The sequence below is a fragment of the Pseudomonas sp. P110(2024) genome (assembly GCF_057480795.1).
On the sequence record NZ_JBLIYT010000002.1, the window covers coordinates 203,583 to 217,038 of the forward strand.

The window sequence follows — 13,456 nt, forward strand, 5'->3', positions numbered from 1 at the left end:
ACTGAAAAAGGCGCCTTTGCAGGGCGCCTTTTTCATATCCGTCATTCGAGGCCTATCGCGGGGTAACGGGTTTAACGTTTCTTCCCGCCCAGCAACGATCCCATCAAACCACGCACCAACTGCCGCCCCAACTGATTGGCCGCCTGGCGCACCGCTGACTTGATGGCCTGCCCCGCCGCGCTCTGCAGAAACTCGCCGGCCTTGTCGGCGAAGCTGTCCTCGTCGGCCTTGGCCTGGGGCGCGGGCTCCACCGGCTCGCCCTTGCGCTGGGTCAGCATTTCATAGGCCGACTCACGGTCCACCGGCTTGTCATAGCGCCCTGCCAGCGGCGATGCCGCGATCAGTGCCTGCCGCTCTGCTGCGCTCAATGGCCCGATCCGCGACTGCGGTGGCGCGACCAGCACCCGCTGGACCATGGCCGGCGTACCCTTCTCCTCCAACGTCCCGACCAGTGCCTCACCAATGCCCAGCTCGGTCAACACCGCCAGGCTGTCGAACGCCGGATTGGGACGGAAACCATCGGCCACCGCGCGCAGCGACTTCTGCTCCTTGGCGGTGAATGCCCGCAGGCCATGCTGGATGCGCAGCCCCAACTGAGCCAGTACCGCATCCGGCAGGTCGCCCGGTGACTGGGTGACGAAATACACCCCCACGCCCTTGGAGCGGATCAACCGCACCACCTGCTCCAGGCGGTCCTGCAACGCCTTGGGGGTGCCGTTGAACAGCAGGTGCGCTTCGTCGAAGAACAGTGCCAGCACCGGCTTGTCGGCATCGCCACGCTCCGGCAACTGCTCGAACAGCTCGGCCAGCAGCCACAACAGGAAGGTCGCGTAGACCTTGGGCGCGTCATGCACCAGGCGGCTGGCATCGAGCAGGTGAATACGCCCGCGACCATCGCCTTCGGGGCGCAGCAGGTCCTGCAGTTGCAGCGCCGGCTCGCCGAACAGCGCCTCGGCGCCCTGCTGTTCCAGGGTCGCCAGCCGGCGCAGCAAGGCCTGCGTGGAAGCGCCGGTCATCAAGGCGCTGTCCTCGCCCAGCAGCTGCGGGTTGTCCTTCAGGTGCGCGAGCAGGGCCTTGAGGTCTTTCAGGTCGAGCAGCAGCAGGCCTTCGCGATCGGCCACCTTGAACGCCGCATACAAGGCGGCCTGCTGGCTGTCGGTGAGCTCCAGCAGGTTGCCCAGCAACAACGGTCCCATTTCGCTCAAGGTAGTGCGCAATGGATGCCCCGATTGCCCCGCGATATCCCAAAGACTTACCGGATAAGCCTGGGGCGTGTGGTTCAGCCAGGGCATGCCGGCGATCCGCTCGGCCACCTTGCCCTGGGGCGCCCCCGCCGCGCCCAGGCCGCACAGGTCGCCCTTCACATCTGCGGCGAATACCGCGACCCCGGCATCGCTGAACAGTTCGGCCAGATGTTGCAGGGTGACCGTCTTGCCGGTGCCGGTGGCCCCGGCCACCAGGCCGTGCCGGTTGGCCAGTCGCATGGACTGGGACACCGGCTGACCATCGGGACCTGCTCCTACTACCATTCGTAAGAAATCCGACATCTTCTTTCATCCCCTGCTCAAGTTCTGACGCGTGACAGCCGATATTTCAAATTGATTCTTCCAGAAAGACAGTAACAACCCGAAAAGGACCCACGGGAATTGTTGCACTGTTTTCCAGCCGTGCTTTGTGCGAACGACCCGATAAAAAACCTTAGCGGACGCGATCACGTTATGAATAAAAGCCTTCGTTTCAGCCATAAGATTCTTCTGGCGGCATCACTGATCGTGATACTCGCCTTCAGCCTCTTCACCCTTTACAACGACTACCTCCAGCGTAACGCCATTCGCGAAGACCTGGAGAACTACCTGGCTGAGATGGGCGAGTCCACCTCCACCAATATCCGCAACCTGTTCGAAGGGCGCATCAAGCTGGTCGAGAACGTCGCCCAGAATATTGCCCAGTACCCACAGAACACCGGTACCCTGCTGGGCCAGAACGCCCTCACCTCGAGCTTCCAGACCATCTATCTGGGCCAGCCCGACGGCACCTTCACCGTGCGCCCGGACACCAAGATGCCCGACGGCTATGACCCGCGCGTGCGTCCTTGGTACAAGGACGGCCTGAACGCCAATGGCACGATCCTCACCGAACCCTATATCGACATGGCCACCAATGAGCTGGTCATTTCGATCATCAGCACCGCCTCGCGCTCGGTCGGCGTGGTCGGCGGCGACCTGGCCCTCGACGGACTGGTGCAGATCATCAACTCGCTGAACTTCGGCGGCATGGGCTACGCGTTTCTGGTCAACGACCAGGGCAAGATCCTGGTGCACCCGGACAAGAACCTGGTGATGAAGTCGCTGTCGGACCTGTTCCCGCAGAACACGCCCAGGCTGGCCAGCAACCTGACCGAAGTGACGCTCAACGGCGAAACCCGCCTGCTTACCTTCACCCCGGTCAAGGGCCTGCCGTCGGCCAACTGGTACATCGGCCTGTCGGTGGACAAGGACAAGGCCTTCTCGATGCTCAGCACCTTCCGCACTTCGGCGGTGATTGCCACCCTGGTGGCGGTGGTGATCATCATCGCCCTGCTCGGCCTGCTGATCCGCGTGCTGATGCAGCCACTGCACACCATGACTCGCGCCATGTCGAACATCGCCGAGGGTGAAGGCGACCTGACCCGCCGCCTGGAAATCCACAACCACGACGAGTTCGGCATCCTCGGTACCGCCTTCAACCGCTTCGTCGAGCGTATCCATGGTTCGATCCGCGAGGTGTCCTCGGCCACCGAGCAAGTCAACGAAGTGGCGCTGCGGGTCATCAGCGCCTCGAATTCGTCGATGAGCAACTCCGACGAGCAGTCCAACCGCACCAACAGCGTCGCCGCCGCCATCAACCAGCTCGGCGCCGCCGCCCAGGAAATCGCCGGCAACGCCGCCCAGGCCTCGCAGCATGCCAGCTCCGCGCGGCTGCTGGCCGAGGAAGGCCAGCAGGTGGTGCAACGCAACATCGATGCGATGAACCGCCTGTCGAACCTGATCGTCACCTCCAGCGAGCATATCGAGACGCTGAACAACAAGACCGTCAACATTGGCCAGATCCTCGAGGTGATCACCAGCATTTCCCAGCAGACCAACCTGCTCGCCCTCAACGCCGCCATCGAGGCTGCCCGCGCAGGCGAGGCAGGACGTGGTTTTGCCGTGGTCGCCGACGAGGTGCGCAACCTGGCGCACCGCACCCAGGAGTCGGCGCAACAGGTGCAGACCATGATCGAGGAGCTGCAGGTCGGCGCCCGCGAGTCGGTCGACACCATGGGCCAGAGCCAGCGTCATAGCCAGGACAGCATGGAGATCGCCAACCAGGCCGGCGAACGCCTGGGCAGCGTCACCCAGCGCATCGGCGAGATCGACGGCATGAACCAGTCAGTGGCTACCGCCACCGAAGAGCAGACCGCCGTGGTCGACTCGATCAACATGGATATCAACGAGATCAACATGCTCAACCAGGAAGGCGTCGAGAACCTGCAGGCCACCCTGCGCGCCTGCTCGGACCTCGAGCAACAGGCCGGCCGCCTCAAGCAACTGGTCGGCAGCTTCCGCATCTGACCTGCCGCCCGCTCCCGTCATGGGAGCGGGCTTGCCCCGCGACAGGGCGCCCCGCCAAATCCCGATCGAACAAACTATCCTTCAGACAGGTCAACCCTCAGGCGCGTCATCGCCGGTTCATTACCGCCGGATGACACACTCGAGGACGATCCCGGAGGGATGCTGATCGTGCACATCGCCGACATCACCATGTTCTACGCCCCGGCCAGCGGCGGCGTGCGAACCTATCTTGATGCCAAACACCGCCGCCTCGACGCCATGCCCGGCGTTCGCCACAGCCTGCTGATTCCCGGTGCCAATGCCAGCCATGTCGATGGTGTCTACCACGTACCGGCCCCGCCCCTGCCCTTCGGCAATGGCTACCGCTTCCCGGTGCGCCTGGCGCCCTGGTGCAAGGAGCTGCGCCGCCTGCAGCCCGACCTGATCGAGGTCGGTGACCCCTACCTCACCGCCTGGGCAGCCCTCGAGGCGCGGCGCAAGCTCGATGTGCCGGTGATCGGCTTCTATCATTCCGACCTGCCCTTGCTGGTGAGCAACCGCATGGGCAACTGGTTCACCCCCAATGTCGAGGCCTACGTCAGCAAGCTCTACGGGCATTTCGACCGAGTCCTGGCGCCCAGCCAGGTAATGGCCGACAAGTTGCGCCGGCTTGGCGTTGAGAATGTGCACGTGCAGCGCCTGGGTGTGGACTTGGCGCTGTTCAACCCCGACCGGCACGACCCCGGCCTGCGTGCAGAGATGGGCATCGCCGACGACCGTCGCCTGCTGGTGTTCGCTGGTCGCGGCTCACGGGAAAAGAACCTGCCGGTGCTGCTCGACTGCATGCAAGCGCTCGGCCAGCCCTACCACCTGCTGCTGGTGGGCTCGAACATGCCGGCCAACGTGCCGGGCAATGTCAGCGTGATCGACCACTTCTGCCCGCCCACGCAGATCGCACGACTGCTGGCCAGCGCCGACCTTCTGGTGCATGCCGGTGACCAGGAGACCTTCGGTCTGGTGATACTCGAGGCCATGGCCAGCGCGACGCCCGTGGTGGCCGTGCGTGCCGGCGCCTTTAGCGAGATCGTCGACGGGCACTGCGGCCGGCTGTGTCCACCCAACAATGGCCAAGCCATGGCCGAAGCTGTGCGCGAGGCGTTCGACAGCGGTGTGGACCAGCTGGGCCGTCAGGCGCGCCAGCATGTGGAGCGCCATTACAGTTGGGACACCGTGGTCAACGGTTTGCTCCAGCATTACCAGGCAGTGCTCGGCCACCCACTGACGGTGCGCGCCCATGGCTGAGGGCCAGACCGCCACGCGCAGCCTGATGCTGGTGCTGCACGATGTCGCGCCAGAAACCTGGCCGGACTACCAGCCCTTTGTCCAGGCCATCGACGCACTGGGCGGGGTGCCTATGACCTGGCTGGTGGTGCCGGATTTCCACCATCGCAATCCACTGACGCGTTCTCCTACCTTTTGCCGACTGCTCGAGCGGCGCCTGGCCCAAGGTGACGAGCTGGCCTTGCATGGCTACTACCACGCCGACGATGGCCCGCCACCGCGCGGACCGGGCGAATACTTCATGCGCCGGATCTATACCCACGAAGGCGAGTTCCATGGGCTGGACCAGGCAGATGCCCTGCAGCGCCTGCAGGCGGGGCTGGCACTGTTCGAGAAACAGGGCTGGCCGGTGGCGGGCTTCGTCGCTCCCGCCTGGCTGATGAGCGAAGGCACGCGCCAGGCATTGCGGGCGTTGCCGCTGCGCTATACCAGTTCACCGCGCCATCTCTACCGGCTGCCGGATTTCACCGCCTTCGATGCCCCGGGGCTGGTGTGGAGCGCACGCAGCGCATGGCGCCGCGGCCTGTCGAGGGTGGTCAGCGACTGGCAGTGCCGCCGCTGGCGCGAAGCCGACACCCTGCGCCTGGGTCTGCATCCGGTCGACATGCGCCACGCCAGCGCACGCAATTACTGGCTCGACACCCTGCACCGGTTGCTGGCCCAAGGCCGTGAGCCACTGACCAAGTCCGCCTGGCTGGGGCGCCAGGCCGCCCCATGAAGCGCCTGGGCTGGTTGGCCCTGGCACTGCTGCTGGCAATGCTGGTGCCCACCCTGCTCGGCGGCAGCGACCTGCTCCCGCGCCTGCGCGCGTTCGACGCCGGGCTGATGCTGTTGCTGCTGGCCATGATCCTGCTGTGCTGGATCCTCAATGCCGCCCGTCTGCGCCTGCTGCTGGGTGAGCAGAGCACACAGGTGGGACGCATGCACAGCCTGGGCGTGGTGATGGCCACCGAATTTGCCATCTGCACCACCCCCGGCGGGAGCGGTGGCCCGTTGACCCTGATGACACTGCTGGCCCGCGCGCGCATCGCGCCATCGCGCAGTGGCGCGGTGTTCGCCATGGACCAATTGAACGACCTGCTGTTCTTCTTCTGTGCGATGCTGGCGATTGCCGCCTATGCCCTGTTCCACCGCCTCGGTCATAGCCAGGCGCAGATGCTGCTGGGCAGCGCCCTGCTGCTGTGCGCCGCACTTGCGGGGATTTTCCTGCTGCTGCGCTATCGACGCGCGGTGATGCGCGGCAACGGTCGGTTGTTGCTTCGCCTGGGCATCGCGCCGGCACGCCGATGGCGCTGGGCGCGCAAGCTGCTGCGCTTTGTCCACGCACTGAGCGAAACCTGGAGCATGCCCAGGCGCACACTGGCGCTGGTGTTCATCCTCACCTGCGCGCACTGGTGCCTGCGCTATAGCGTGCTGTATCTGGCGTTGCGGGGATTGGGGGTGGACCTGGCGTGGATTGCCAGTTTCCTGGTGCAGATGCTCTCGCTCAGTGCCGGGCAGTTCAGCCTGTTGCCAGGCGGTGCCGGTGCGGCGGAGCTGACCTCGGCGACCTTGCTGTCACCGCTGGTGGGCAGTTCGACGGCAGCCGCGGCGATCCTGATCTGGCGCGCGGTTACCTATTACTTCTATCTGCTGGCGGGCGGGCCGGTGTTCCTGTTCCTGCTGGTGCGTCCACGGCAGGCGCAGCGTCACCAGACGGGTTGAGTCGTCCCCAGAGCTCGGCGGCACCGGGAAACTCGGTGCCGTCCTCGCCGCTCAACGCCTCGGGATCGAAGCGGGCCAGGCAGCCTTCGCCCAAGGTCGCTGGCGCCGAGGCGCCGGCCTTGTCACGCGGATCTGCCATGCCTGAGCCCTCGTCTCAGTTGAACACCACGGTCTTGTTGCCATGCACCAGCACGCGGTCTTCCAGGTGGTAGCGCAGGCCACGGGCCAGGACCATCTTTTCCACGTCACGGCCAAAGCGCACCATGTCCTCGATGCTGTCGGCGTGACTGACACGCACCACGTCCTGCTCGATGATCGGGCCGGCGTCCAACTCCTCGGTCACGTAGTGGCAGGTCGCGCCGATCAGCTTCACGCCGCGCAGCGCCGCCTGGTGGTACGGCTTGGCACCCACGAACGAGGGCAGGAAACTGTGGTGGATGTTGATGACCTTTTCGGCGTATTCCTGGCACAGCTGCGGCGGCAGGATCTGCATGTAGCGCGCCAGCACCACGGCATCGGCGCCGTATTCGGCGACCAGGCGCGAGACCTCGGCGAACGCCGGCTGCTTGTCCTTCGGATCGACCGGCACATGGTGGAACGGAATGCCGTGCCACTCGACCATGCTGCGCAGGTCATTGTGGTTGGAGATCACGCAGGGAATCTCGCAGTCCAGCTCGTCGGTGTGCCAGCGGTGCAGCAGGTCGGCCAGGCAGTGCGATTCGCGGCTGGCCATCAGCACCACGCGCTTCTTCTGCGCCGAGTCGGTGATCCGCCAGGTCATGGAGAACTCTTCGGCGATTGGGGCGAACGCCTCACGGAAAGCCTCGATACCGAACGGCAGGGACTCGGCGCGGATCTCATGGCGCATGAAGAACCAACCGCTCTGCTCGTCGGAGTGGTGGCTGGCTTCATTGATCCAGCCATTGTAGAGGGCCAGGAAATTACTGACTTTTGCCACGATGCCGACACGGTCGGGGCAGGCAATCACCAGTCGATAGGTGCGCATGAGGGAGACTCCAGAACTTCGCAAAGGCGCATATTCTAGCGACCTGCCGGGAAAAACGCAGTAAGCATCTACGCCTCTGCGCCCTCAAGCTCAAGGACACCGTCGCACACGCCTATTCCCTTCATCCCAAGGGAAAATGGCCAGAGGCCCAGACAAATTGTAAATTTTTCTTAACCTAATGACTGCGCAGTCAGTGCCTACTATTAAATGAGTGATCAATATTAAATTGTTTACTTGAGAGTTTCGCCTGTCTATTATTGCCTCACTGTCTCTCTCTGAACATGCATTAAGGAACACACCATGTCCCTGATCAACGAATACCGCGCCACCGAAGAAGCCATCAAAGAACTTCAAGCCCGCCTGGCCAACCTGTCGCAAGACGGCAAGCTGCAAAAAGAGCTGGAGTTCGAAAAGAAACTGCGCGAGCTGATGGCCGAAAACGGCAAGTCGCTGCGTGACGTGATCGCCCTGCTCGATCCCGAAAGCAAACTGAGCAAAGCCCCGCGTGGCGCAGTCAAGACCACCGGCACCAAGCGTGCGCGCAAGGTCAAGCAATACAAGAACCCGCACAACGGCGAGGTTATTGAAACCAAGGGTGGCAATCACAAGACCCTGAAAGAGTGGAAAGCCAAGTGGGGCGGCGACGTCGTCGAAAGCTGGGCTACCCTGCTGGATTGATTCGCCTGATAGGCGCATTGGTTTCAACATTAAAAACGCCGGCACTTGCCGGCGTTTTTTGTTTATCTGCACATTTCAAAGCTGGTACTGCACTTTCAGTTGCCGGACATGAGCTTGCCAAGCCTCCAGCACCTGCCGTCCCGCTTCGCTGGCGTCGGCCCAACTGCCCTGGCATGCTTGCTCGAAGTCCGCCAGGGTATTAGGCGCACCGTAAGTAGGATCAGTAAGCCGCTGCTGACAGAATCCATACCAACGGGCGTGCTCCTGTTCATCAAGGGTGTCGGAAAAGTTTCGCGCGCGATAGCGGAACAGCAGTTCCGGCAGCCGCGGATCATCGAACATCCAGTGCCCATGTGCCAATTGCGCCGGATCCACACGCCGCACTTGTTCACTCAGGCGCTTGTCGCGGTCACCGAGAAAACCGTCATACAACTGTTGCTCCGGATCTTCGCTGGGGGCAAAGCCTTCTTCCTGATAAATGATGTCCAGCTTGTCTCCCCAAATGGCCTGCTGATTGGCCAACTGCTCCGCCTTTACCTGCAATGCCGACAACTCGAGCCCCAGGCGTTGTTGGTCGTCCGGGCGCAGTACCGACAGTGGCGCCACTACCGGACAGCGGTTGATATGCACCAACTTCAGCGGCACCGGTAGTTCGCCCTGGGTCATCTCTTCGTGCCGCGTATACAGCCGCTGGCGCAAGGCCTCTGCACTTTCCTGGAGCAGCGGCGAAGCATCTTGTTGCAAGTCGCAGACAATCAGCGCGTTGCGGTTACGCGGATGCCAGGCCAATGGCAGCACCACGCCGATATAGTTGCGCTGGGCCGAGAAACGCCCGGAGACATGTACCAGGGGCTGTAACAGTCGAACCTGCTCCATGACCTTGTGTTTGCTGCGCAACTGGAACAACCAGTCATACAATCGCGGCTGTTTCTCACGAATCAAGCGAGCCAGGGCAATGGTCGCCCGCACGTCGGAAAGCGCCTCGTGGGCATGGCCATGGTCGATGCCATTGGCCTGGCTCAGCAGTTCCAGGCGCAGACTGGTGCGCCCGTCCTGCTGTGGCCAGACAATCCCCTCGGGGCGCAGCGCATAGGCGGTACGGACCACGTCGATCAGGTCCCAGCGGCTGTTGCCGCCCTGCCATTCCCGGGCGTAGGGGTCGAAGAAGTTGCGATAGAGGCTGTAGCGCGTGACCTCATCATCAAAACGCAAGGTGTTGTAGCCCGCGCCGCAGGTACCGGGGCGAGCCAGCTGATCGTGCACCCGGGTCATGAACTCGGCTTCGCACAGGCCCTGGTCGGCCAGCTGCCGGGGAGTGATGCCGGTCACCAGGCAGGCCGCCGGGTGCGGCAGGATATCGTCTGAGGGACGGCAGTAGAGGCTGATCGGCGCCTCGATCTCGTTGAGGTCGAGGTCGGTACGCACGCCGGCCACCTGCAGCGGGCGGTCGCTGCGCGGATTGATGCCGGTGGTTTCGTAGTCGTGCCAGAAAATGCTGGAGCTCACGGGGTCTTCCTGTATCGAGGTCGACCAGAGTCTAACGGCACGTGGGAGGGCTGGGCCAGCCTCAGGCGGAGGCGTTCATGGGTCGGAAGCTGAAGAAATCGCGCAGTGAGCGGACGAATTCATCGTATTCCTGCGGTGCCTGCAGCAGCATGAAACCGGCATCGAAATGCCCCGGCGTCTCATCTTCGCGGCACCACAGGCAACTGGCCGTCAGGTTGATGAACTGCAGGCCACCGCCGGCGAGGGGCACCCGCAGCTGCAACTCGAAGTCGGGCCCCACCAGCACCGGCAACTGGCTGATCAGCATCAGGCCATCTTCCGAAGCGTTGCCCAGATAACCGATCTGCTGGTCGGTGCAGCGGTTGAACACCTTGAGCACGCAAGGCAGTTGATGACGTTGTATGTGTCGCTCGATAAACATGATCGCAGTGAAGTCCTGTACCTGGAGCCAGGAAGACAAGGTACTGGCGATGATCGTTACAACCCTTTAACAGATTAGCCCAGTCCGACGGACGGACTACATGAAATCATCGACACCTTGGGATTAACGCCAAGGTGTAGTCTTCACCGGATTGGCCACCGCCGCCTCGCTGCCACGCAGGTAGCCGAGCTTATCCAGCGTCTGCAGGCGGGCCTGGGCGCGGTAGGCGTACTCGTTGCGTGGGTACTGCTGGATCAGGTACTGATAGGTCTGCGCCGCATCGACGTAGAGTTTCTGCCGCTCCAGGCACTGGCCACGCAGCAGCGACACTTCCGGGTGGATGAACGGACGGGCGCGGCTGGTGCGGTCGACCTGTGACAGCTCCAGCATGACTTTCGCGCAATCGCCACGATCGTAGGCGCGATAGGCATTGTTCAAATGGTGGTCCATGGACCAACGGGTGCAGCCGACGACACTGGCCGCCATGGTCAAAACGATCAGGGTGCGCATGGGAATTCTCCTTTGATGGGCAGTGTATCGGCCTTTCACGACAAATCTTCACCGCCTTTTGCAAGCATACCCGCGCCGTTCAAACGCAACCCTGCTTCGTGTGCGGGTAGTGCAACGGAACAATGACTACAGCGCAATTGAGGAGTAGCCTTTCGCTGCGCTTCACTATAGGAGTCTGTGCATGACCATCCGCCGTACCAAAATCGTCGCCACCCTTGGCCCCGCCAGCAACTCGCCGGAAGTGATCGAACAGCTGATCCTCGCCGGCCTGGACGTGGCACGCCTGAACTTCTCCCACGGCACCCCGGACGAGCACAAGGCCCGCGCCCGCCTGATCCGTGACATCGCCGCCAAGAACGGCCGCCATGTCGCGCTGCTGGGCGACCTGCAGGGTCCGAAGATCCGCATCGCCAAGTTCGCCAACAAGCGCATCGAACTGAAAGTCGGTGACACGTTCACCTTCTCCACCGCCCACCCGCTGACCGAAGGCAACCAGGATATCGTCGGCATCGACTACCCCGACCTGGTCAAGGACTGCGGTGTCGGTGACGAACTGCTGCTCGACGACGGCCGTGTGGTCATGCGTGTCGAAACCGCCACCGCCGATGCCCTGCACTGCGTGGTGATCATCGGTGGCCCGCTGTCCGACCACAAAGGCATCAACCGCAAGGGTGGCGGCCTGACCGCGCCGGCCCTGACCGAAAAAGACAAGGCCGACATCAAGCTGGCCGCGGAAATGGACCTGGACTACCTGGCCGTGTCGTTCCCGCGTGACGCCAGCGACATGGAGTACGCGCGCAAGCTGCGTGACGAAGCCGGCGGCAGCGCCTGGCTGGTGGCCAAGATCGAACGCGCCGAAGCGGTCGCCGACGACGAGACCCTCGACCAGCTGATTCTCGCTTCCGACGCCGTCATGGTTGCCCGTGGCGACCTGGGCGTGGAAATCGGCGACGCCGAGCTGATCGCCATCCAGAAGAAGATCATCCAGCACGCCCGCCGCAACAACAAGGCGGTGATCGTGGCGACCCAGATGATGGAGTCGATGATCCAGAACCCGATGCCGACCCGCGCCGAAGTGTCCGACGTGGCCAACGCCGTGCTGGACAACACCGACGCGGTGATGCTGTCGGCCGAAAGCGCCGCCGGTGCCTACCCGATCGAAGCCGTGCAGGCCATGGCCCGTATCTGCTCGGGCGCCGAGAAGCACCCGACCAGCCAGAAGTCCAGCCACCGCCTGCACACGACGTTCGAGCGCTGCGACGAGTCCATCGCCCTGGCGGCGATGTACACCGCCAACCACTTCCCCGGCGTCAAGGCGATCATCGCCCTCACCGAAAGTGGCTATACCCCGCTGATCATGTCGCGCCTGCGTTCGCACGTGCCGATCTTCGCCCTGTCGCCGCACCGCGCCACCCAGGCCCGTGCCAACATGTTCCGCGGCGTCTACCCGATCGCCTTCGATCCGGCCTCGCTGCCGGCCGACAAGGTGAGCCAGGCGGCGGTCGACGAGCTGCTCAAGCGTGGCCTGGTCGAGCAAGGTGACTGGGTGATCCTGACCAAGGGCGACAGCTACCACACCATCGGCGGCACCAATGGCATGAAGATCCTGCCTGTCGGTGATCCGCTGGTCGGCTGATTCCTCGGCAGTCCCTATCGCGGGGCAAGCCCGCTCCCACGCCGGTGTCGGCATTGTGGGAGCGGGCTTGCCCCGCGATGCTTTTCAGCCCTCAAACATGCTCGGTAAATACGTCCGCAAAGATCTGATTACGTGGCACCCCGGCAATGAACAGCCGTCGGGCAAAGCGCTCCACGCTCCCGGGCGACCCGCACACCAGCGCCATGGTCTGACGCGACATCAGCTTCAATCCAGCCAGCGCTTCATCCAGCTGCGCCGCCAACACCCATTCGACCGTCACTCCGTCCAGCGCCTGTAACGACTGCGCCAGATAGTGCCCCTCAGCGGTGTGTGCCACGTGCAGCACCCGAATTTCCCCCTGATGCCCCTGTCGCAACGCCTCGCGCAGGATGCCCCATAACGGCGCCAGCCCGGTCCCCGCCGCCAGCAGCCAGAGCGGCCGCGCCTGCCATTCCGGGTCGTAGTGCAACGCACCGCCCCTGAGTTCACCGAGCCTCAGCACATCCCCCAGCAGAAGCTGCCTCGCCTGGTCGCAGAACGCCCCGGGACGGCGGCAATCCAGGTGAAATTCAAGAAAGTCGTCCTCGCCTGGCACGCTCGCCAGCGAGTAAGGCCGTGCAACGCCGCCGCGCCACAACACCAGGTGCTGCCCGGCCTGGTAGCGCAGCGCCCGCTCCGGTCGCAGCCTCAGGCGCAGCACATCAGCGAACCAGTCCAGGCCAATCACCGTGGCCGGCAGGCCATCGTTTCGGGGGTCGAACAACGCCACCCGCAAGTCGCCGGCGACCGAGCACTGGCAGGCCAGGCGCCAGCCCTGCTCGCGCTTGTCCGCCGCCAGTGCCTCGGGTTTGGCGTCAATGAGGATACCGTCCAGACAGCGCACCAGGCAGGCGTGGCAGCTGCCAGCGCGGCAGCTGTAGGGCACGTTCAGGCCTGCCTCGTTGAGGGCATCCAGCAGGTTGCTGCCGCTAGGCACGGTCCACAGGTGCTCGCCCACGCAAAGTTCGGGCATGGTCAGGTTTCCCGTCTGATTCAAGATTGTCCTGGGAGCCGCTTTGCGCCCCAGTGCCACAGCATCGCAT

At 63.6% G+C, this 13,456-nt stretch carries 12 protein-coding genes and 1 pseudogene; 7 read left to right on the forward strand and 6 right to left on the reverse strand.

Annotated features, from left to right (window positions below):
• Positions 1 to 71: 71 nt before the first annotated feature.
• Entirely contained in the window at positions 72 to 1,547 is a 1,476-nt protein-coding gene (locus tag AC25ND_RS03880; RefSeq protein ID WP_028690223.1) for a helicase HerA-like domain-containing protein, read from the reverse strand.
• A 171-nt stretch (positions 1,548 to 1,718) separates the two neighbouring features.
• Between AC25ND_RS03880 and AC25ND_RS03885 the strand changes: the two are divergent.
• The 5 genes and pseudogenes from AC25ND_RS03885 to gpgF form a co-directional block, all read left to right on the forward strand.
• Positions 1,719 to 2,735: pseudogene (locus tag AC25ND_RS03885) on the forward strand (HAMP domain-containing protein); the annotation flags it as partial.
• A 93-nt stretch (positions 2,736 to 2,828) separates the two neighbouring features.
• Positions 2,829 to 3,593, forward strand: coding sequence for a methyl-accepting chemotaxis protein (locus AC25ND_RS03890; RefSeq protein ID WP_420917071.1), 765 nt, complete (start codon positions 2,829 to 2,831; stop codon positions 3,591 to 3,593).
• A 159-nt stretch (positions 3,594 to 3,752) separates the two neighbouring features.
• Positions 3,753 to 4,874, forward strand: a complete 1,122-nt coding sequence (gene gpgS, locus AC25ND_RS03895; RefSeq protein ID WP_028690225.1) for an N-acetylglucosaminyl phosphatidylglycerol synthase — start codon at positions 3,753 to 3,755, stop codon at positions 4,872 to 4,874.
• The gene (gene gpgD / locus AC25ND_RS03900) at positions 4,867 to 5,631 is read left to right on the forward strand and encodes an N-acetylglucosaminyl phosphatidylglycerol deacetylase (RefSeq protein WP_028690226.1); all 765 of its coding nucleotides are present in this window, start codon (positions 4,867 to 4,869) and stop codon (positions 5,629 to 5,631) included. Before gpgS ends, gpgD begins: the two co-directional genes overlap by 8 nt.
• Positions 5,628 to 6,617, forward strand: a complete 990-nt coding sequence (gene gpgF, locus AC25ND_RS03905) for a glucosaminyl phosphatidylglycerol flippase (RefSeq protein ID WP_028690227.1) — start codon at positions 5,628 to 5,630, stop codon at positions 6,615 to 6,617. The genes gpgD and gpgF overlap by 4 nt, the downstream gene beginning before the upstream one ends.
• Positions 6,618 to 6,771: 154 nt before the next feature.
• Here gpgF and purU read toward each other — a convergent pair whose 3' ends face one another.
• Positions 6,772 to 7,623 carry a formyltetrahydrofolate deformylase gene (purU, locus tag AC25ND_RS03910; protein ID WP_028690228.1) on the reverse strand — a complete coding sequence of 284 codons (852 nt, stop codon included), beginning with the start codon at positions 7,621 to 7,623 and terminating at the stop codon, positions 6,772 to 6,774.
• Positions 7,624 to 7,923: 300 nt separating this feature from the next.
• On the opposite strand from purU, the gene mvaT reads away from it, so the two are divergent.
• Positions 7,924 to 8,301, forward strand: coding sequence for a histone-like nucleoid-structuring protein MvaT (gene mvaT / locus AC25ND_RS03915; protein ID WP_028690229.1), 378 nt, complete (start codon positions 7,924 to 7,926; stop codon positions 8,299 to 8,301).
• Between the two features lie 75 nt (positions 8,302 to 8,376).
• On the opposite strand, the gene sbcB is transcribed toward mvaT, so the two are convergent.
• The 3 genes from sbcB to AC25ND_RS03930 all read right to left on the reverse strand — a co-directional run bounded on the left by sbcB (position 8,377) and on the right by AC25ND_RS03930 (position 10,738).
• On the reverse strand, positions 8,377 to 9,807 hold the full coding sequence (sbcB, locus tag AC25ND_RS03920; RefSeq protein ID WP_028690230.1) for an exodeoxyribonuclease I: 1,431 nt from the start codon (positions 9,805 to 9,807) through the stop codon (positions 8,377 to 8,379).
• 61 nt (positions 9,808 to 9,868) lie between these two features.
• Complete coding sequence (locus AC25ND_RS03925; protein ID WP_023631126.1) at positions 9,869 to 10,228, reverse strand: PilZ domain-containing protein; 360 nt, start codon at positions 10,226 to 10,228, stop codon at positions 9,869 to 9,871.
• A 123-nt stretch (positions 10,229 to 10,351) separates the two neighbouring features.
• Positions 10,352 to 10,738 (reverse strand): tol-pal system YbgF family protein, encoded by a 387-nt coding sequence (locus AC25ND_RS03930; protein WP_028690232.1) that lies wholly within the window; start codon positions 10,736 to 10,738, stop codon positions 10,352 to 10,354.
• A gap of 181 nt (positions 10,739 to 10,919) precedes the next feature.
• On the opposite strand from AC25ND_RS03930, the gene pyk reads away from it, so the two are divergent.
• Positions 10,920 to 12,374, forward strand: a complete 1,455-nt coding sequence (pyk, locus tag AC25ND_RS03935) for a pyruvate kinase (protein WP_486976115.1) — start codon at positions 10,920 to 10,922, stop codon at positions 12,372 to 12,374.
• Positions 12,375 to 12,465: 91 nt separating this feature from the next.
• On the opposite strand, the gene AC25ND_RS03940 is transcribed toward pyk, so the two are convergent.
• A complete protein-coding gene (locus AC25ND_RS03940) occupies positions 12,466 to 13,386 on the reverse strand; it encodes an iron-sulfur-binding ferredoxin reductase (protein ID WP_062364099.1) in 921 nt (306 codons plus the stop codon).
• Positions 13,387 to 13,456 lie beyond the last annotated feature (70 nt).